General features: G+C 33.7%; 16 protein-coding genes. 6 read left to right on the top strand and 10 right to left on the bottom strand.

From position 1 onward, the window contains the following. Nucleotides 1-18: 18 nt before the first annotated feature. Nucleotides 19-774, bottom strand: coding sequence for a TIGR03915 family putative DNA repair protein (locus tag Q361_RS00845; RefSeq protein WP_103724811.1), 756 nt, complete (start codon nt 772-774; stop codon nt 19-21). Next, nucleotides 752-2032 (bottom strand): putative DNA modification/repair radical SAM protein, encoded by a 1281-nt coding sequence (locus Q361_RS00840; protein WP_103724810.1) that lies wholly within the window; start codon nt 2030-2032, stop codon nt 752-754. Before Q361_RS00840 ends, Q361_RS00845 begins: the two co-directional genes overlap by 23 nt. A 308-nt stretch (nt 2033-2340) precedes the next feature. Here Q361_RS00840 and lepA point away from each other — a divergent pair, with 308 nt between their 5' ends. The 4 genes from lepA (at nt 2341) to Q361_RS00820 (ending at nt 7095) form a co-directional block, all read left to right on the top strand. Next, on the top strand, nt 2341-4137 hold the full coding sequence (gene lepA, locus Q361_RS00835) for a translation elongation factor 4 (protein WP_103724809.1): 1797 nt from the start codon (nt 2341-2343) through the stop codon (nt 4135-4137). A 249-nt stretch (nt 4138-4386) separates the two neighbouring features. Then, nucleotides 4387-5499 (top strand): NAD(P)/FAD-dependent oxidoreductase, encoded by a 1113-nt coding sequence (locus tag Q361_RS00830; protein ID WP_103724948.1) that lies wholly within the window; start codon nt 4387-4389, stop codon nt 5497-5499. A 4-nt stretch (nt 5500-5503) separates the two neighbouring features. Beyond that, nucleotides 5504-6244: a monofunctional biosynthetic peptidoglycan transglycosylase gene (mtgA, locus tag Q361_RS00825; RefSeq protein ID WP_103724808.1), complete on the top strand. Its 741-nt coding sequence runs from the start codon at nt 5504-5506 to the stop codon at nt 6242-6244. Between the two features lie 47 nt (nt 6245-6291). Continuing rightward, nucleotides 6292-7095, top strand: a complete 804-nt coding sequence (locus Q361_RS00820) for a TIGR00266 family protein (RefSeq protein ID WP_103724807.1) — start codon at nt 6292-6294, stop codon at nt 7093-7095. Between the two features lie 59 nt (nt 7096-7154). Here the strand turns inward: Q361_RS00820 and Q361_RS00815 are convergent, their stop codons facing one another. From Q361_RS00815 to Q361_RS00780, 8 genes are all read right to left on the bottom strand, one after another. Beyond that, complete coding sequence (locus tag Q361_RS00815; protein ID WP_317047123.1) at nt 7155-9377, bottom strand: TonB-dependent receptor; 2223 nt, start codon at nt 9375-9377, stop codon at nt 7155-7157. A 164-nt stretch (nt 9378-9541) separates the two neighbouring features. Further along, a complete protein-coding gene (locus tag Q361_RS00810; protein WP_103724805.1) occupies nt 9542-9892 on the bottom strand; it encodes a hypothetical protein in 351 nt (116 codons plus the stop codon). 33 nt (nt 9893-9925) lie between these two features. Continuing rightward, entirely contained in the window at nt 9926-12199 is a 2274-nt protein-coding gene (locus Q361_RS00805; protein WP_103724947.1) for a hypothetical protein, read from the bottom strand. Beyond that, the gene (locus Q361_RS00800) at nt 12159-13157 is read right to left on the bottom strand and encodes a hypothetical protein (protein ID WP_103724804.1); all 999 of its coding nucleotides are present in this window, start codon (nt 13155-13157) and stop codon (nt 12159-12161) included. The genes Q361_RS00805 and Q361_RS00800 overlap by 41 nt, the downstream gene beginning before the upstream one ends. A gap of 137 nt (nt 13158-13294) precedes the next feature. After that, on the bottom strand, nt 13295-14284 hold the full coding sequence (locus Q361_RS00795; protein ID WP_103724803.1) for an aspartate-semialdehyde dehydrogenase: 990 nt from the start codon (nt 14282-14284) through the stop codon (nt 13295-13297). A gap of 137 nt (nt 14285-14421) precedes the next feature. Continuing rightward, nucleotides 14422-14799 carry a large conductance mechanosensitive channel protein MscL gene (gene mscL / locus Q361_RS00790; RefSeq protein WP_103724802.1) on the bottom strand — a complete coding sequence of 126 codons (378 nt, stop codon included), beginning with the start codon at nt 14797-14799 and terminating at the stop codon, nt 14422-14424. A gap of 77 nt (nt 14800-14876) precedes the next feature. Then, nucleotides 14877-17324, bottom strand: coding sequence for a bifunctional UDP-N-acetylmuramoyl-tripeptide:D-alanyl-D-alanine ligase/alanine racemase (locus tag Q361_RS00785; protein WP_103724801.1), 2448 nt, complete (start codon nt 17322-17324; stop codon nt 14877-14879). Nucleotides 17325-17331: 7 nt separating this feature from the next. Beyond that, on the bottom strand, nt 17332-17955 hold the full coding sequence (locus Q361_RS00780; RefSeq protein WP_103724800.1) for a thymidine kinase: 624 nt from the start codon (nt 17953-17955) through the stop codon (nt 17332-17334). Nucleotides 17956-18128: 173 nt separating this feature from the next. On the opposite strand from Q361_RS00780, the gene Q361_RS00775 reads away from it, so the two are divergent. Both Q361_RS00775 and rsmI read left to right on the top strand, forming a co-directional pair. Next, a complete protein-coding gene (locus tag Q361_RS00775; protein ID WP_103724799.1) occupies nt 18129-18854 on the top strand; it encodes a hypothetical protein in 726 nt (241 codons plus the stop codon). A gap of 116 nt (nt 18855-18970) precedes the next feature. Then, nucleotides 18971-19642: a 16S rRNA (cytidine(1402)-2'-O)-methyltransferase gene (gene rsmI, locus Q361_RS00770; protein WP_103724946.1), complete on the top strand. Its 672-nt coding sequence runs from the start codon at nt 18971-18973 to the stop codon at nt 19640-19642.

Below are 19642 nucleotides of genomic sequence, written 5' to 3'. Positions count from 1 at the left end.
TTTGACAAAAATAGAAAATTAAAACGTTCTTTTCTCTGTTAAATATTTCCAATACCGTTTAGGCACATGTTGTATGTGTAGTTTGGTGTTTTTACGTTCTTTTATATTGGTATGATCAAAATATTCTGCCCAAAGATGTTGGTATTTTCGCTCGGTTTGATCGTGCTTTTGGGTAATATTTTTTATTTCTAAATCGAGTTGAATCCATTCTACTGTTTTTAGGTCATAGTAAATACCAAAATTTCTTTTTGTATCATAAACAAGCCATTTTTGATCTTGATATCTTTCTTTAAAATAAGAAATAGTAAGAGGCAATACATTAAAATCGGGTTTTATTTGAGCAAAATAAATACCATCTTGCAAAAGCTCAAATCGCACAAATGCTTCCATACGATGTGCTTCTCTACCCACACTTTTTACCCATTTTGAAAGTTGTAAAACCGCTGGGTGTGCATAATTTTTTAAAATATTTTGGTTAGGATGTTCTATACCATACTTAATTATTTCAAATACAATATCTTCAAAGTTTTCATTTTCAGATAAAAACCCAAAAAGAATTTCCCTTAAACCCTCTTTGCCTATTTGTTTTTCAAGTCTTTGGGTTACTCTATCGGCTTTATCTTGTTGGGTAATAATAGGCGTAACTTCTGAAAAAAGTGCGTTTTGAGCCAAAGATTGTCTTACAATTTTTGGATTTAGATATTTGTATTCATAAACTTCAAAAACGGCTGTAAAAAAACCTTCGAGTGTATTATCGTAGGAAAGAATGTTCATTGAGTAATGATAGCTGGTTGCTAAAAGTTTTTTGATATTTTGTTTTTGATTCGTCTAGAATAATTTGTTTTAAATGTATTGTACTTAAATGTTTTAGATGATTATTTTGGATTTTAAAATCGATAAAATATTTGGCTCTATTGGTTGCTACGCCCATTTTTTTTAAGTGTTCTAAACTAAGGCTTTGAAAACGTCTTGCGTGTACAATTTTGTACGCCGATTTTACACCTACACCCGGAATACGAAAAATCATTTCTAGCGGAGCTTGCTGAATGTTTATAGGAAATTGATCTATATTGCGTAAAGCCCACGAAATTTTTGGATCAACCTCTAGGTCTAAAAACGGGTTTTGTCTATCTACAATCTCATCGGCTTTAAAGCCATAAAAACGCATAAGCCAATCGGCTTGATACAACCTGTTTTCACGTACCATAGGAACTTCGGTACCCAATGCTGGCAATCGAGTATCTGAAAGTACAGGTACATAACCCGAGTAATACACTCGTTTTAAATTGAAATTGTTATAAAAATGGTCGGCTACTTTTATAATTTGCAAATCGGTTTCTTGTGTAGCACCAATAATCATTTGGGTACTTTGCCCTGCTGGAGCAAACTTGGGTGTAGATTTAAACTTTTGACGTTCTTCTTTGTATTGTACAAGAGCATCTTTAACAAACCCCATAGGTTTAATCATTTGTTTATGATCTTTTTCTGGAGCAAGAAGTTTAAGCCCCGATTGGGTTGGTATTTCAAGGTTTACACTCAATCTATCGGCATAGAGCCCTGCTTCTTGCATAAGCTCATCGCTCGCACCTGGTATTGTTTTAAGGTGTATATACCCATTAAAATTGTGTTCTAACCGAAGTTTTTTGGCTATACGAACAAGTCGTTCCATGGTAAAATCGGGGGTTTTAAAAATACCCGAACTTAAAAACAAGCCTTCTATGTAATTTCTTCGGTAAAAATTAATGGTTAAATCTACCACTTCTTCTACGGTAAAAGCGGCTCTTTGTATATCGTTGCTTTTTCTAGAAACACAATAAGCACAATCATAAATACAATAATTGGTGAGTAAAATTTTTAGCAATGAAACACACCTTCCATCTTCGGTAAAGGTATGACAAATACCTGAGGCATGAGAATTACCCAACCCTTTATTAGTATTTTTTCTTGTACCACCACTAGAGGAACACGATACATCATATTTGGCTGCGTCTGCCAATATTTCTAGCTTTTCTTTTATTCTATCGTAATTCATGGTGTATTATTTTCTTAGCAAATGTATGAAAAAATACTTCGTTTTGATTTTGTATTAGAAAATTTATGATTTGTTTAATGTTTCTAGGAGGTTTGAAATAGACAAAAGTTACTACAAACTTGATTTTTTACTGTATATTTGCAGATTAGGTGCGTGAGGGATAGAAGCGGCATCCTTTTGCGAAGCAAAAGATAAAGCGTATAGCCCGACCTGTTCTTGCGAGGCACGAAGCAAACAGGGCACGCCATAAAAATGAAAACAGAAGTTAAAACCTATACAAAAACTTAGTTTACAATAACTATTTATAGATGAAAAACATACGTAATTTTTGCATTATTGCACATATAGACCACGGAAAAAGTACGCTTGCCGATAGACTTTTGGCTGCAACTCAAACCGTTACTGCACGTGAAGAAAAAGCGCAATTGCTTGATAATATGGATTTGGAGCGTGAACGTGGTATTACTATAAAAAGTCATGCTATACAAATGGAGTATGAATACAAGGGCGAAAAATATATTTTAAATCTTATTGACACTCCAGGTCACGTAGACTTTAGTTATGAGGTTTCTCGTAGTATTGCAGCTTGCGAAGGTGCATTACTTATTGTAGACGCTGCACAAAGTATTCAGGCTCAAACAATTTCGAATTTGTATTTGGCTCTTGAAAATGATTTGGAAATTATTCCTGTATTGAATAAAGTAGATTTACCAAGTGCCAATCCAGAAGAAGTGAGCGACGATATAATAGATTTACTTGGATGTAAGCTTGAAGATATTATTCATGCCTCTGGAAAAACAGGTTTTGGTGTAGATAAAATTTTGGAAGCCGTTATAGAACGTATACCTGCTCCAAGTGGTTCTAAAGATGAACCTTTGCAGGCTTTGATTTTTGACTCTGTTTACAACCCTTTTCGAGGTATTGAAGTAATTTTTAGAGTAAAAAATGGCGAAATACGCAAGGGTCAAAAAATAAAATTTATGGCTACCGGCAACGAATATTTTGCCGATGAAATAGGAACACTAAAACTTAATCAGGTTCCAAAAGAGTTAATTTCTACAGGTGATGTGGGTTATTTAATTTCGGGTATAAAAGAAGCCAAAGAAGTAAAAGTAGGTGACACAATTACCGATGCCAAAACACCTACCACCAATATGATTCAAGGTTTTGAAGATGTAAAACCCATGGTGTTCGCTGGAATTTATCCTGTAGATACCGAAGATTTTGAAGACTTGAGAGCTTCTATGGAGAAACTACAACTTAATGATGCTAGTTTGGTGTTTACTGCCGAAAGTTCTGCCGCTTTAGGTTTTGGTTTTCGTTGCGGATTTTTGGGTATGTTACACATGGAGATTATTCAAGAACGTTTGGAACGTGAGTTTGACATGACTGTAATTACCACCGTACCCAACGTATCTTATTTGGCCTACACCAAAAAAGATCCCGATACGGCTCTCGTGGTAAACAACCCTTCAGATTTGCCAGAACCCTCTAAGCTTGACCGCGTAGAAGAGCCATATATTAAAGCTACCATTATTACAAAGTCGGATTTTGTGGGCAATGTAATGAGCTTATGTATAGAAAAACGAGGCATTATTACCAATCAAACTTACTTAACTACCGAACGTGTTGAACTTAATTTTGACATGCCTTTGGCAGAAATTGTATTTGATTTTTATGATAGATTGAAAACCGTTTCCAAAGGTTACGCATCGTTTGACTACAGCCCTATAGGTATGCGTGTTTCTAAACTTGTAAAACTTGATGTATTGCTTAATGCTCAAACAGTAGATGCACTTTCGGCGTTAATTCACGAAGACAATGCGTATAATATTGGTAAAAAAATGACCGAAAAGTTAAGAGAATTAATACCAAGACAGCAATTTGATATTCCTATTCAAGCCGCTATTGGTGCAAAAATTATTGCTCGTGAAACCATTAAAGCACTTAGAAAAGATGTAACAGCAAAATGTTATGGTGGTGATATTTCTCGTAAAAGAAAACTTTTAGAAAAACAGAAAAAAGGGAAAAAGAGAATGCGCCAAGTAGGTAATGTAGAAATTCCTCAAGAAGCATTTATGGCTGTATTAAAACTAAATGATTAAAAAACATCTGGGGGTTTTTAAGATAAAAAAGAGCAACAACAGGCTTAACTTTACTCAAGTTAAGCCTGTTGTTTATAAACGATATTGTATAAATATAAACAAAAATATTATAAGCATTTAAACTTATATGTTTTATAGTATTACTCTTTTACTAGGTATTCTAAAAATGAATGTGCAAAATTTTCAATGTTTCTATCTGTAGAGATTTATACAAAGCAAAACAAAAAACAGTATTTTTACATCATGGATATGCACCTTAGTTATTGGGAAATAAAAAACTGGTTTTCGCAAGTTGATTTTGCTATTGTAGGTAGTGGCATTGTAGGGTTGCATTGTGCCTTGCGCTTACGCGAAAAATACCCAAAAGCCAAAATTTTGGTATTGGAAAAAGGTATTTTACCTCAAGGAGCAAGTACAAAAAACGCAGGGTTTGCTTGCTTTGGAAGTCTATCGGAAATACTAGACGATTTAAATACCGATACCGAAGAGCAAGTAATCGCCTTGGTAGAAAAGCGTTGGCAAGGATTACAATTACTCCGAAAAAACCTTGGCGATGTAGCTATTGATTTTAAACCTCATGGCGGCTACGAACTTTTTTTAAAAGATGACGAGGCATTTTACAACCAATGTTTACAACGATTACCCTTTGTAAACGAGCTATTGAAACCTATTTTTAAAAATGAGGTTTTTTCAAAAGAAATCGATCGTTTTGAGTTTGGTACATGTCATGAACATCTAATATTTAACCCTTATGAGGCACAAATAGACACCGGAAACATGATGCAAGCTTTACTAAAAAAAGCTTATGAAAACGATATTTTAATATTGAATCATGCAACGGTTTCATCTTTTACAGAACAACAATCGGGCGTAAAAATAATAATAAATAACTACGAGTTTACAGCCCATAAATTACTATTTGCCACCAATGGTTTTGCAAGTGAGATTACTCAAAATGAAGTAAAACCCGCACGTGCACAAGTATTGATAACCAAACCTATTCCCAATTTGGATATTCGTGGTACATTCCATCTAGACCGAGGGTATTATTATTTTAGAAATTATGAAAACCGAATTCTATTGGGAGGCGGAAGAAATCTCGATTATGAAGGAGAAACTACCACAAATTTAAACCAAACAGAACTTATACAAAATAAGCTAGAACAATTGTTAAAAGAAGTGATTTTACCGCAATACAATTACTCCATAGAGCATCGTTGGAGTGGCATAATGGGTGTTGGAAACTCAAAACAACCTATTGTAAAACAGTTAAGTAATCATGTATATTGTGGTGTTCGTATGGGCGGTATGGGAGTAGCAATAGGAAGTTTAATAGGCTCAGAATTAGCAGACTTAGTATAAAATTATGGCAGAGATAAATAAAAATACGGCGGTTAAAAAGCGTACTTTTTTTCAAAAAATAAAACGATTTATCTGGAAATTAACGTTGTGGTTTTTCGCAATTTCTATTTTTTTGGTCGTTATTTTTAAGTGGATTCCTGTACCGTTTACTCCTCTTATGTTTGTGAGAGCCTACGAACAAAAAACTGCAGGTAAAGAAATCGTTTGGAAACACAACTGGACTCCTCTCGAAGATATTTCTCCCAACTTACAAAAAGCAGTTATAGCTAGTGAAGATGGTAATTTTATGCACCACAATGGCTTTGATTTTAAAGCCATGCAAAAGGCTTTTAAAAACAACAATAGAGGCAAGCGATTAAAAGGAGGTAGCACCATATCGCAACAAACGGCAAAAAATGTATTTTTATGGCAAGGAAGAAGCTATGTTCGCAAAGCATTTGAAGCCTATTTTACCTTTTTAATAGAACTAATTTGGGGTAAAGAACGTATTATGGAAGTCTACCTAAATTCTATAGAAATGGGAGATGGCATATATGGTGCACAAGCCGCTACACACTATTGGTATCATAAAGATTGTAAAAGTCTTACGTTGCAAGAAGCTGCAGGTATTGCCGCTATATTACCAAACCCCAGAAAATACAAAGCAAGTAATTCATCTAGGTATGTAAACGGAAGAAAAACAAAGATTATAAAAAATATGAAGCATTATCCTAAGGTAAAATTTACAGAGCATAAAACAAAGTAACTGTAACTTTTAAATCTTTCGTTCGACCAATAAAAAAATAAAATTTTATGAATGCACACGAAATAGATTACCAAATTTTTGGAGAAGAAATGCAATATGTAGAAATAGAACTTGATCCTCAAGAAATCGTAATTGCCGAATCGGGAAGCTTTATGATGATGGAAAACGGGATTAAAATGAATACTATTTTTGGAGATGGTTCTGGGCAAGAACAAAGTGGTATTTTTGGAAAACTATTATCTGCTGGAAAACGAGTACTTACAGGAGAAAGCCTTTTTATGACGGCGTATACCAACGAAAATTTTCAAAAAAGTAAAGTTTCTTTTGCTTCTCCTTATCCAGGAAAAATTGTCCCTATAGATTTAAAAAATTATGGAGGGCGTTTTATTTGTCAAAAAAATGCTTTTTTGTGTGCTGCCAAAGGTGTTTCTGTAGGAATAGAATTTTCTAGAAAATTAGGAAGAGGTTTGTTTGGCGGTGAAGGTTTTATTATGCAAAAACTAGAAGGAGACGGTATGGCTTTTGTACATGCTGGTGGCACATTGGCTCGTAAAGAATTGGCAGCAGGCGAAGTACTCAAAGTAGATACTGGCTGTATTGTAGGTTTTACCAAAGATGTAGACTATGATATTGAGTTTATAGGTGGAATTCGCAACACTATTTTTGGTGGCGAAGGCATGTTTTATGCTACTTTGCGTGGGCCAGGCATAGTATATGTACAGTCATTACCTTTTAGCAGATTGGCCGATAGAATAATAGCTTCTGCACCCAAAAATGGAGGAAGTTCTAGAGAAGAAGGAAGTTTGTTGGGAGGACTAGGAAACTTGCTTGATGGCGATAATAGGTTTTAATATTTTTACATCAAATAATAAACCCCTAACAAAATAATTTGTTAGGGGTTTTGCATTATTTACCATGTGAAATTTACACCAAACATAAAGTTTCTGCCCATATTGGGCATGCCATCTATTTTTAATCGAGATAGATGGGCAATATAATTTTTATTGAATATGTTGTTGGCATTGCAGTATACGTCAAACACTGATTTTCCTAAGGTTATTTTAGTGCCTAAGCCTAAATTTACCAATACATAATCTTGTGTTGGAGTTTCAAATAAACTGATTTTGTTTTGTTTTAAAAAATAATCAGTATTTATAGTAAAATAACTATTGGATAAATTTTTATATTCTTTCAAATCAATTTTTACGTTCATATTCCATTTGTTTGCAGGAATTAACGGTAAGTTTTCGCCCGAAGTTCTCTTGCCTGTAACACACTCAAAAGTGGTAATAATATGCAACCAATCTAACGGGTGTGGGTGAAAATGCACTCCTGCTTCTCCTCCAAATAAATAGGCATTGTTTTGCTCATATTGATAAACCAAATAACCGTCCAATTCTTCGGCAGTTGGAGCAATATAGATATAATTGTTTATTCGATTATAAAAACCATTGACAAACAATTCAAAATGCGGATTTCTATATTCAATATTAATATCTGTTTGTAAATTTTGTTCGTTTTTTAAATCGTTATTCCCTTTTTCATACCTGTTACTGCCTTCGTGAACTCCGTTTGAAGTGAGTTCTGCTAAATTGGGCGCTCTAAAACCAGAAGCTACATTTAGTCGTACTATTGTATTTTTCTTCCATTCGGTTTTATATCCTAAAGAACCATTAATGCTCTTGAATTTTTTATCATTTCCAGCAAAGTAGCCTTCTTCGTTGGCTATTCCATGTGTAATGGTATTTATATTTCGGTAATCGTATCGTAAGCCTGCTTGAAAAGTGTGTTTGTTTTTTTCATAATTTGCTGTTGCAAAAACGCCAAAATCTTGTGTAGAAGCATTTGGAATAAGTAACTCTTCTCCATAATTACTATTTTTTTGATACATACCTTGTACCCCAACTATAGATTCTAAATATTTGCCTTTGGGTAGGTAATATTTTGCCGTATAGTTGAAGGTTTTTAGTTTCATATTCAGTATAGGTATTTCACTGTTTTCAAACTCATTTCTATGATTGTCAATGTACCCTAAATCGGTTTCTAGTTTAGAATATTTAAAAAAGAAAACACTATTCCAACTCGCTATTTGCCCTAGTACTTTTTGTTTTGGGTAAAGCGGATTTTTATTGTTTGATGACTCTCCCTCTGGTATTTCGAGATCTTTTTCGGGAATACCCAAATCGATTTTATTAAAATTGTAACTAAAAATGGTATTAAAATATTTGGAGATATACCCCAATGCCGTTTTAAAGTCGAGTTCTTTAAAGCGTGTGTTTACAATGCGGTTTTTGTTTGGAATGGTGTAATCTGCGTGGTTATTTTGTGCTATTCTTGTTGAAAATTTTAATGATTCTCCCGATAGTTTATAGCTTAATGTTTGTGAAGTACCTTGTGTGTTGGTAAAATATTTATAATGATAATTAAATTGTTGGGAATTAACGCGTGCAAATTTTTCGGGGTTAAAATACAGTACACCACCCAAAGCATCGGAGCCATAAAGTAAAGAAGCAGGACCTTTTATTACCTCAACACTTTCTATACCTGTATCGTTAAGACCTAAACCGTGTTCTTCTCCAAATTGTTGGTTTTCCAATCGTACACCTTGGTTGTAAACCAAAACTCTATTACCGCTTAATCCACGTATTACGGGTTTTCCTATAGAAGTTCCTGTAGAAATTTGTGAAACACCCGGAATGGTTGCCAAACCTTCTGCAAGCGAAGTAACTCCTTTTTGTTGCATAGATTTTAAACTTTGATGCTCTACTTTCATTACATTTTGCGATTGTATTTTGTTGAACGCTGTAGAGATAATTAACTCATCCATTTGATGCACACTTTCTTCTAGGTTTATGTTTACGCTTTGTTGTGCTATTGGAATGGTTATGTCTATAATTTGTGTTTGATAACCCACACACGAAACAATAAGTTTATGTTTTCCTTTGGGTACAGAAGAGAAAAAATAGGTTCCGTTTTGTGAAGATATTGTTTCTAAATGTGCATCGGGTATAGCAACCGTGGCTGCTTCGATGGGCAGTTTATTTGATGTAATAGTGCCTTGTACTGATTGTTGGGCTTGTACAAATAGCGTACAAACCAATAATAATATTGAGAATATATGTTTGTTCATCATGATTTATTGAAAAGATTACTAGTATACCTAAAGCCGTTTTATAGCCCCGATAGAGCCGGTATCCTTTTTGTACAACTACGCGTTTTGCACTGGTACAAAAAGATAAAGGCGAAAGCGGGAATATGGCTTGCTAAATAGCACTGAAGTGCTTGCTTCTAAATAGTTTATACTAATGGTGGTGCACGTAACGAAAAGTAAGTGCTTTTGTGTGTTTTTTTAACAAAGTTGTAGTAAACTTTTTGTTGCTTGTTGAAGTAACAAACTTGATGTTTAAAGGTGTTTTCGGAAGTGTTTTTTACGGCAGAACTAAATGCAAACTCACAACTGAAACATTTTTCAAAACCTTGATGTGCGTGGGTTATTTGGGCTTTACCATGTATGTAATGATGGTGGCATTTTTTTTGAGAAATTTCGTGCCCTATATGCCCAATAGCGTGTATAGACTGCAATACAATGGCTAGCCATACAACTAAAGCAAAAAATAAACTGGTTATTTTGTGGCTGTTTTTTTTCACAAGGCAAATATAATGTTATTTAAACCTGTATACCTAATTTTTATGGCTCACATAGGTTTTAAAATATCCGCATTCGCGAATAACATCGTTGTAAAACGCCGTGTGAGCGTATTTATTTTTTAGATTTTTAAATCCGTCCCAAGCTATAAAGTTTACTTTTTCTTCGTCTAAATACCATGTATTGCTTACATCTTCGTATTTATTACTATAAAAGTCGTTACGCTGGCATTTGGCAAGCATATATTGTGCTTTGGCTCTTTGCTCATCGTCTGTAGCGGTATTAAAAGCCGCTTGGTAATATTGGGTTGCTTTGCTACAATCTATCATGAGTTGATACAAACGCTTATCGCTACTATCGTCGTAATTGCTAAACTCGTTTTTTTGCAATATATTTCCTTGATAGAATATTCTAGCGTTGCCATAGTATGTAATGTTGTAAAAAGCGTTACCGAGTAAAATGTTGTTTGCAAAAGCGTCTTCGTTGTTTTTTACTTTGGTTTGCATTTCTTTTATTAACGTAACAAAATCTAAGTAGCTGTATTTTCGTTTTTGTTTGGCTAGATGATCACAATCGTGGCAATCTTGTATTTTGCCATTGAATGGATTTCCGTAGAATAGTGTGTTTTTTGCTTTTTCGGTTTTTTGTAAGTAGCTTATAGCATCGTCTATTTTATTGTTGTAGGTTGCCAATACCGCTTGATATTCATAAATATCGTCTAGGGTAACACTGTATATTTTGGTTGCCAATGTTTCAAATTCGGTTTTATTTGGTTTAGACAAAAATGTTTTCATAGCTTCCAAACTTGAGGCATCGTCGTAATAATTGCCGTTTCGATTAAAAATTTCATTCATAATCGTATTATTATTCACGCTAAAAAGTGTGGCTATATACATTTTGCTCCAGTTTACGGCATTTTGATATCTAAATATATTGTCTTCTTTTTGTGGCAGTTCAAAGTACAGCCAATTTAAGTCGGGTAGTAATTTTTTTTCTTCTGCGGCACCTATTTTATCCAACGAACTTAGGTAATTTATAAACCTTAGCAATCGTAATTGTTTGATTGACAAGTCGGTTTTTGGCATTGTTTTTTCGGCCAAATCAAAATACGTTTCGGCTTTATTGTAGTTGCAAGCTAAGCTTTGCATATAGCCGCTTGCCATATTCCACATATAAGGTTTATGGGTTTTGTTTTCGTCGGCTATTTTTTGAACGAGTGCCACGGCACTTTTAGATATAGAATCTTTACACATTTTTCTATATCCGGTAAGCGATTTATCTTTAAAAGAATTGTCTATTTTTAGTTCGGCACTATTTACAATTCTCGAAAGTAAATAATCTATGTATTCGCTTTTTGGATTCAGTGCGTAAATGTTTTCAATGGCTTTCTCTTCATCGACGTAATAACCTTGAATGCCCCAAAGCGCTGCTTTTTCTTCATTGTTTTTTGCCATAGCTAAAGAGGCTTGCCAATCTGTTTCGTTTTGCGGATGAAAATTGTGAGCAGCAATCATTTGCATGGGTTTGCATTGAGCAAAAACAATACTATAAATGTAATTGGAAAGCGCAAAATTCTTTTGTTTGTATTGTATGCCTGCTGTATAGGCTAGAGCTCTGTAATACAAATTGTTTTTGGGTACTTGGTTTTCGGTTTTTTTAAAAAAAGTTAAAGCTTTGGTTCTGTAGTTACTATAAAAGTAGGCTTTCATCGTTTGAAACCAATACCTGTTTTTTAAAAAAGTATCTGTAGTTGCGTTGTATTTATTTTCTAGTAATGCTAAAAATTTTTCGTTGTTTACAGAAGGTCTTTCATAATTATCGTAAACCCAACTTCCGTAGTTGGCAACAGACGCTTTTTCTACTTGTTGTGCTAAATATAAAAACTCCAAAAATGCTTTGGTTTTAGTTTCTTCTAAATTTATTTTTTTACTCCATTTTATACTAAATGGGTTGGCTTTTTTGGAGGTGTAATACGTGTGTATTTTGCTAACATCTGTGCTGCTAGAGTCCAATAAAAAAAATGAAATGTCTTTTGCAGGCATGGTAGAACCCAAATATTTTGTCCAATCGGAGACTATTTCATCATTAAAAACAGTTTCGTTATTGTTTATAGGATCTTCATTGTAAAAAATATCACTCGATAAAAATAAAGGCGAATAAGTATTGTCTACAAAAGTTTCGGGAGTGTAGTTGCTTTGGTAAAAAATACCCCAATCACCACCATCTGCACAAGCATAAATAAGGCCATAACCTAGCCCAATTAGTATACTAAAACTGATGTACCACTTTTGTAAAAACTTCTTTTTCATAAGTATTAATATTTTGTTCATCTAAATCGTAAAAAACTACTTCTTTTGGTTTGGTTTGTAAATGATTGCTCAAAATCTTTGCCATTTCTAATAAATTTTCTTCAGATATGGTTTCAATTTTTATTAAATCGCCTTTTTTATAAAACACACCTTCTAGATAATGGCTGTTTAAAACACTGTAAAAGTGTTCCTTTTTTTTGGAATAATTTTTATTATTCGCTATTTTTTTTTCACTTATTTTACTGGTAAGACTTATAATTTTTCCGTTTCTAAATTGAATAACCCAACTGTAAATGGGTAAGGCAACATTTAGGTTTTTTGGATAACTATGTAATCGGTTTACATACTTATTTGCTATGTCTTTATCGTAGATAGAATTTGTGTTTTTTATACTTAAAACACCCATATTGTAATACATTAACGTGGCTTCTGCTACAGGTGGAACACCCATTTTTTCAGGATACTTTACTTGATGAAGTCTTACGGTTGATGTAATTTTAGTTTTTGAAAAATGTTGTAATTGTTCTATTAATTTAAAAAAGTGAACTTTGGTGTTTTCTGTCCAATCGCAATCGAGCTGTATTGATTTTACAGAAACTCCTGCTCTTTTATTAATTTGATTTATAAAACTATGTATTTGTTGCGCCAAAAGAGAAACATTAACATTTTTATTAAGCAACACTTTGTTTTGAATATATACTACAGGGGTGATTTGTAGCGTAGGTTTTTCTACAAATAAAATTGGGCTTACAGGAATTGGTAATCCAGTTTGTGGTGAGAGCCCTACATCAAAATAACGGATATAGAGGTGTTGTACTTTTAAGGCTGTTAGCAATTTACTTTCTTGAGTGGTAAGTGCGTATCGTGTTTTCCAATAATAAAATGATATAGCAGGCTTTGGCTCATTTTTACAGGATAAAACAATAAACAAAAGTAAAATAACACGTAAGAGTTTCATTGGAATAATTTTATAAAAAAACCATAATAAGAATAAGCCTATTATGGTATACTTTATGCTTTTGTTCTATAGCCTTTAAGTATTTATTATACTTGATTTTAGTTCAGAACCAAAAATTGATTTTGATTCTTTTTCTATTAAACCAAATTATTAGCTACTAAATATTCTGCTATTTGAATCGCGTTTGTAGCGGCTCCTTTTCTTAAATTATCGGCAACAATCCACATATTTAAAGAGTTTGCTTGACTTTCATCTCTACGAATACGTCCTACAAACACGTCATCTTTACCTTGTGCATATAGAGGCATCGGATAGGTGTATGTATCGGTATTATCTTGCACAACTACTCCTGTAGTATGGTGAAGTATTTCTCGAACTTCTGAAATTGAAAAATCATTTTCAAATTCTAAGTTTACAGCTTCGCTATGCCCGCCAACTACAGGTATTCTAATGGCGGTAGCGGTTACGGCTATCGTTTTATCTCCAATTATTTTTTGTGTTTCACGCACAAGTTTCATTTCTTCTTTAGTGTATCCGTTTTCTTCAAATACATCACATTGCGGAATAGCATTTCTATGTATAGGGTATTTATACGCCATTTCGCCTTGTATTCCAGCATATTCATTTTCCAATTGTTTTACCGCTTTCACGCCTGTTCCTGTAATAGATTGGTAGGTAGAAACTATGGCACGTTTAATTTTATATTTTTGGTGCAATGGCGCTAAAACCATAACCATTTGTATAGTTGAACAGTTTGGGTTGGCAATAATTTTGTCTTCTTTAGTAAGTATTGATGCATTTATTTCGGGTACTACAAGTTTTTTTGTAGGATCCATACGCCATGCCGAAGAATTATCGATAACAGTAGTGCCTACTTCGGCAAATTTTGGAGCCCAATCTAGCGAGGTTTGCCCACCTGCCGAAAACAAAGCGATATCTGGACGCATGTTTATAGCATCTTGCATTCCAACTACTTTATATGTGTTGCCCTTATATTGAAGTTCTTTTCCAACAGACTTTTCTGAAGCCACAGGAATCAATTCGGTTACAGGAAAATTTCTTTCAGCAAGAACTTGAAGCATTACTTCGCCAACCATTCCGGTTGCGCCAACAACAGCAACTTTCATAAAATATAAAGGGATTAAAAATTAATAAAATAATTAAAATGTATACAAAAGTATATAGAAAAATGATTTGTTTTACAACACAAAGAAAAATCCCGATAAAAATCGGGACTTTAGTTAGAATATGTATGTAGCGGTATTTATTTTTTTAATAAATCTCTTATTTCTGCTAATAATTCTTCTTGCGATGGCCCTGCTGGCGCAGCTGGAGCTTCTACTTCTTTTTTCTTTAAACTGTTAATTCCTTTTACCAATAAAAAAATTACAAAAGCAATAACGATAAATCCAATTACCGCTCCCAAAAATTTACCATACAATATACCTCCATCTGTTTTTAATTCTTCTATTTTTTGAAGGTTTGCAGCTTTTAATGCAGGTGTAAGTAATGCAGGAGTAATTACGTCTTCTACCAACGATGTAACAATTTTTCCAAAAGCAGCACCAATGATAACTCCTACAGCCAAATCCATTGCATTTCCTTTTGCAATAAATTCTTTAAATTCTTTAAGCATTCCCATAATTATTTAGTATTAAATTGTTTGCGCAAAGTTAGTTAAAATTTTAACAAATATTTTTTGATTTTGTAAAACTATTACTACTCTCTATAAAACACTCGTTTTACTCGTTTTGAGATACTTGTCATTATTTCATAAGAAATAGTTTGTAGTTCTTTTGCCATGTACTTTATGCTTGGATTTTCTCCAAATATAACCACTTCTTGTCCTTCTTTACACTCAATATTTGTGCAATTTACCATAAGCATATCCATACAAATACTACCCACTATAGGTGCTTTTTTACCATTTATAGTAACATAGCCTCGCTCATAACCCCAATGTCTTGAAATTCCATCGGCATAACCTATGGGTATTGTAGCTATTTTTGTTTTGGATGAAGCTTTAAATCTTCTATTATAACCTACGCTTTCGCCTGCTTCAATAGTTCGTATTTGAGAAATTATAGATTTTAATGTTCCTACATTTTCAAGATATTTTTGTTCTTCTTCATTGCTAGAAATTCCATACAAACCTACACCAAGTCTTACCATGTTATATTGCGCCTCTGGAAAATTGGAAATACCAGAACTGTTTAATATATGTCTAATAGGATTAATTTGTAAAGTAGTTATAAGTTGTGTTGAAAGGTTTTCAAAAAGCTGAATTTGATGCAACGTAAACTCGGTTTCATTACGATCGTCGCTACAAGCCAAATGCGACAAAATACTTGCAATTTTTACACAACTAGTGTTTTTTAAAATAGCAAGTAACTCCAACATATTGTTTTGCTCAAAGCCCAATCGATGCATGCCTGTATCAAATTTAATATGTATTGGGTAATGATAAATCTCCTTAGATTCAAGTATTTTAATAAAAGATTGTAAACCTCTAATAGAATATATTTCGGGCTCTAGTTTGTTCTGTATCATGGCTTCAAAAGCAGTGCTCTCTGGATTCATTACAATAATAGGAAGTTCTATGCCCAATGTTTTTAATTCAATTCCTTCATCTGCAAATGCTACACCTAAGTAATCTACTTTATGATGTTCAAGAAGTTTGGCTATTTCAAATCCGCCGTTGCCATAACCAAAAGCTTTTACCATGACCATCATTTTGGTTTGTGGTTTTAATTTCGATTTAAAATAATTAAGATTATTGCTTAGTGCATTGAGGTTTATTTCTAATACTGTTTCGTGGGTTTTCTCTTCTAGAGCGGTTACTATTTTTTCAAACTGAAAATCTCGCGCTCCTTTTACAAGTATGGTTTCATTTTGAAAATGAAGATGTTCCATTTGATTTAAAAAATCGTTGGTAGAGCTAAAACCAATAGCGTTTGGAAACAAATGTTTATAACCCGAAATTACTTCTCCTATCGTAAAAACACGATTTATTTTATTAGCAATAATTAATTGAGAAACTCTATGGTACAAATCGGTTACAGGTAGTCCGCTTTGGTAAATATCTGAAAGAATAATGGTTTTGTTGGTGTGTAATTTTTGATGCTCCAAAAAATCTAAAGCTATTTTTAAAGATTGATAGTCAGAACTATAACTATCATCGATAAGGCTAGTATTATTTACCCCGTTTTTTACTTTTAGTCGCATTTCTACAGGATATAGTGCCGCAACTCTTTTTTGTATAGTATCTACAGGATATTTAAAATACAAAAGAACCATAACACAATGAATAGTGTTTTCTATAGAAGCTTTGTCTGTAAACGGAATTATAACCGAAAGATTACTGTTTTGATGATAAAATGTGAGTTCAGTACCCACAGAAGACTCGTGGGTTGTTACCCAAACACTTGCATTGTCATTTTTTTCAAAACTCCAAGTAAACTTTTCTTGTGTATTAAGCGCTAAAAGATTTTCAAATGTTTTATCTTTTTTGAAAATAACAACTTCTGAATGTTTAAAAAGCTTCCATTTTTCAAGTGCCTTTTGCGAGGTGTTTTCAAAACCTTCGTCGTGTGCCGAACCTATGTTGCTTAAAATACCTATACTAGGACGAATAATCTCTTCTAGTTTATCCATCTCGTTTACTGTAGAGATACCTGCTTCAAAAATGCCAAAATTGTGCATTTCATTCATTCCTAAAATAGACAAAGGAACACCAACTTGCGAATTGTAACTCTTGGGCGAGCGCACAATATTATAATCGGGACTAAGCAAAAAATTAAGCCATTCTTTTATAATGGTTTTCCCGTTGCTACCCGTAATTCCAATAACAGGAAACGAAAATAAAGTTCTATAATAAGCCGCCAATTTTTGTAAAGCTTCCAAAGTATCTGATACTACAAAAAAAGTAGCGTTTTTTGTATCTTGAGGCATTTCAGAAACCACAAAAAAGCGAACACCTTGTTCGAGCAACTGCGGTATATAATGATGACCGTTGTTTCTAGAGCCTTTCAAAGCAAAAAAAAGCGTTCCTTCTGCATTAAGTAAAGAACGACTATCTATAGAAACATGATTAACAACACCTTCGTTGGTATGTCCATGTATTGTTGCATGGATAACCGGAATAATATTTTGTATGGAGATTGTCAAAAACTGTTTATTTTAAGTTATCCGAAATATTTTCTGCATCTTTCACATCTATATTTTCTCTCATCGCTTTAAAATAGGCAGCTCTACTCAAAGGTTCGTATTCTTCTGTTTCTCCAAGTAATACCAAACTGTCGCTATCAGCTTTTCTAAAACTATAGTGTGCCAAATTACCTGTACGTGTACACACCGCATGTACTTTGGTAACATACTCGGCTGTAGCCATTAGTGCAGGCATAGGACCAAATGGATTACCTTTAAAATCCATATCGAGCCCCGCAACAATTACTCGTATACCCGAATTGGCCAAATCGTTGCATATTTTTACAATCTCATCGTCAAAAAACTGGGCTTCGTCTATACCCACAACATCACAACCTTGTGCTAAAATAGAAATGTTGGCTGCTGCTGGTACAGGTGTAGAGCGTATTTCGTTTTTGTTATGCGATACCACCATTTCTTCATCATACCTAGTATCTATGGCTGGTTTAAATATTTCTACTTTTTGCTTGGCAAATTGAGCTCGTTTTAATCTTCTTATCAATTCTTCCGTTTTACCGGAAAACATCGATCCGCATATTACTTCTATCCAGCCAAATTGCTCTTTATGGTTTACGGTATTTTCTAGAAACATTTAGTAGTATCTTTTTAGTAAAAAATAAGTATTTTCTGTTACATTTGTACAAAACAAAAGTATCAAAATTCTGTACTAGATTGCTTAGAAAACTAAAAACTTTTACACTTTTTTTTGGTAAAAGACTAAAAAACAAACAAATAGAGCTTTATACTTAACAAAAAACAGATTTTATGAAAAAAATGATTCAGGCAGAACTGGTTAGTATTGCGCACCGTATATTGAAATTAAAAAATAATGCAGAAATTTATCAACTTCATACAGAATCTCAAAAACTTTATGAATCGTTATCCATATTAAAGTTTTATTACGAAAGCTATGAAAGCGATACACAAGATATTCCCGAAGAATCTATTTTTCAGCAATTGGAAGCCAAAATGAAATCTGCGCCAGCTACCATTACACAAACCGTAAGCTTAGAACCAGAATCGATAAAACCTACAACTACGCCTGTTGTAGAGCCCGAAGAACAACCTATTCAAGAGCTCGAAATACAAAAAACAGTACTAGAAAATCCTGTAGAGATAGACGAACAACCTTTGCCAACACCACCTATAAACAAAAACACCTCCAAGTCTGTAGCTGCTTCATTTGAAGAACTATTAGGCCAAGAGTACAAAGACCCTGTGTTTGTAAAACCAAACGAATACAAAGCTACCGATGTAAATAAACTAGGAATTAGCATAGGGCTTAACGATAAAATTGCCTTTGTAAGCAATTTATTCAACGGTAATAACGAAGATTACAACAGAGTAATTTCGCAACTTAACACACTCACAAGCTTTTTTGAAGCCTACGATTTTATTGCCGATATCGTTAAACCAGATTACAACAATTGGGAAGGAAAAGAAGAATACGAAGCCCGTTTTCTAGACGTACTCCAAAAACATTTTAGTTAATAATTTGGGTGTGCCCCTTTGGGTCGCGCTCTCACGACTCGCTTTTTTATTTATTTTATTCAAAACAAATAAAAAGAGCTCAAACAATCGTTCCATCGCTCACACAAACCCACATTATGTCTAAGTTATACATAGTACCCACACCCATAGGCAATCTAGACGATATGACTTTTAGAGCTATAAAAGTACTCCAAGAAGCCGACATAATTTTAGCCGAAGATACCCGTACAAGCGGAAAACTACTCAAACATTTCGAGATTTCAACGCCAATGTACAGCCATCATATGCACAACGAACATAAAACAGTAGACCATATTGTACAACAAATACAATCTGGAAAAACTGTAGCTTTAATCTCAGATGCTGGCACACCTGCTATTTCAGATCCAGGATTTTTACTAACACGAGCTTGTGTAGAACATCAAATTATAGTAGATTGCTTACCTGGCGCTACTGCTTTTGTACCTGCTTTAGTAAACAGCGGTTTACCCAATGACCGGTTTTTATTTGAAGGATTTTTACCTGAAAAAAAAGGACGCCAAACCCGTTTTTTACAATTAGCCGAAGAATCTAGAACGATGATTTTTTATGTATCACCACATAAATTAATAAAAACATTAACCGAATTTATACAATATTTTGGAGCCGAACGCCCCGTATCTATCTCTAGAGAGTTATCAAAACTGCACGAAGAAACCATAAGAGGTTCGGCACAAGAAGTACTACAACATTTTGAAAACAAACCTCCTAAAGGCGAAATAGTTGCTGTGGTAGGAGGTAAAAAATAA

This window comes from Flavobacterium croceum DSM 17960, from assembly GCF_002917885.1.
In the GTDB taxonomy this organism is placed as follows: Bacteria; Bacteroidota; Bacteroidia; order Flavobacteriales; family Flavobacteriaceae; genus Flavobacterium; species Flavobacterium croceum.
This window is presented reverse-complemented; position numbering and strand designations above follow the sequence as displayed.

Coding starts and splice junctions, on each gene's coding strand:
- Q361_RS00845 (WP_103724811.1), bottom strand. CDS start 774: ATGAACATTCTTTCCTACGATAATACACTCGAAGGTTTTTTTACAGCC.
- Q361_RS00840 (WP_103724810.1), bottom strand. CDS start 2,032: ATGAATTACGATAGAATAAAAGAAAAGCTAGAAATATTGGCAGACGCA.
- lepA (WP_103724809.1), top strand. CDS start 2,341: ATGAAAAACATACGTAATTTTTGCATTATTGCACATATAGACCACGGA.
- Q361_RS00830 (WP_103724948.1), top strand. CDS start 4,387: ATGCACCTTAGTTATTGGGAAATAAAAAACTGGTTTTCGCAAGTTGAT.
- mtgA (WP_103724808.1), top strand. CDS start 5,504: ATGGCAGAGATAAATAAAAATACGGCGGTTAAAAAGCGTACTTTTTTT.
- Q361_RS00820 (WP_103724807.1), top strand. CDS start 6,292: ATGAATGCACACGAAATAGATTACCAAATTTTTGGAGAAGAAATGCAA.
- Q361_RS00815 (WP_317047123.1), bottom strand. CDS start 9,377: ATGATGAACAAACATATATTCTCAATATTATTATTGGTTTGTACGCTA.
- Q361_RS00805 (WP_103724947.1), bottom strand. CDS start 12,199: ATGAAAAAGAAGTTTTTACAAAAGTGGTACATCAGTTTTAGTATACTA.
- Q361_RS00800 (WP_103724804.1), bottom strand. CDS start 13,157: ATGAAACTCTTACGTGTTATTTTACTTTTGTTTATTGTTTTATCCTGT.
- Q361_RS00795 (WP_103724803.1), bottom strand. CDS start 14,284: ATGAAAGTTGCTGTTGTTGGCGCAACCGGAATGGTTGGCGAAGTAATG.
- mscL (WP_103724802.1), bottom strand. CDS start 14,799: ATGGGAATGCTTAAAGAATTTAAAGAATTTATTGCAAAAGGAAATGCA.
- Q361_RS00780 (WP_103724800.1), bottom strand. CDS start 17,955: ATGTTTCTAGAAAATACCGTAAACCATAAAGAGCAATTTGGCTGGATA.
- Q361_RS00775 (WP_103724799.1), top strand. CDS start 18,129: ATGAAAAAAATGATTCAGGCAGAACTGGTTAGTATTGCGCACCGTATA.
- rsmI (WP_103724946.1), top strand. CDS start 18,971: ATGTCTAAGTTATACATAGTACCCACACCCATAGGCAATCTAGACGAT.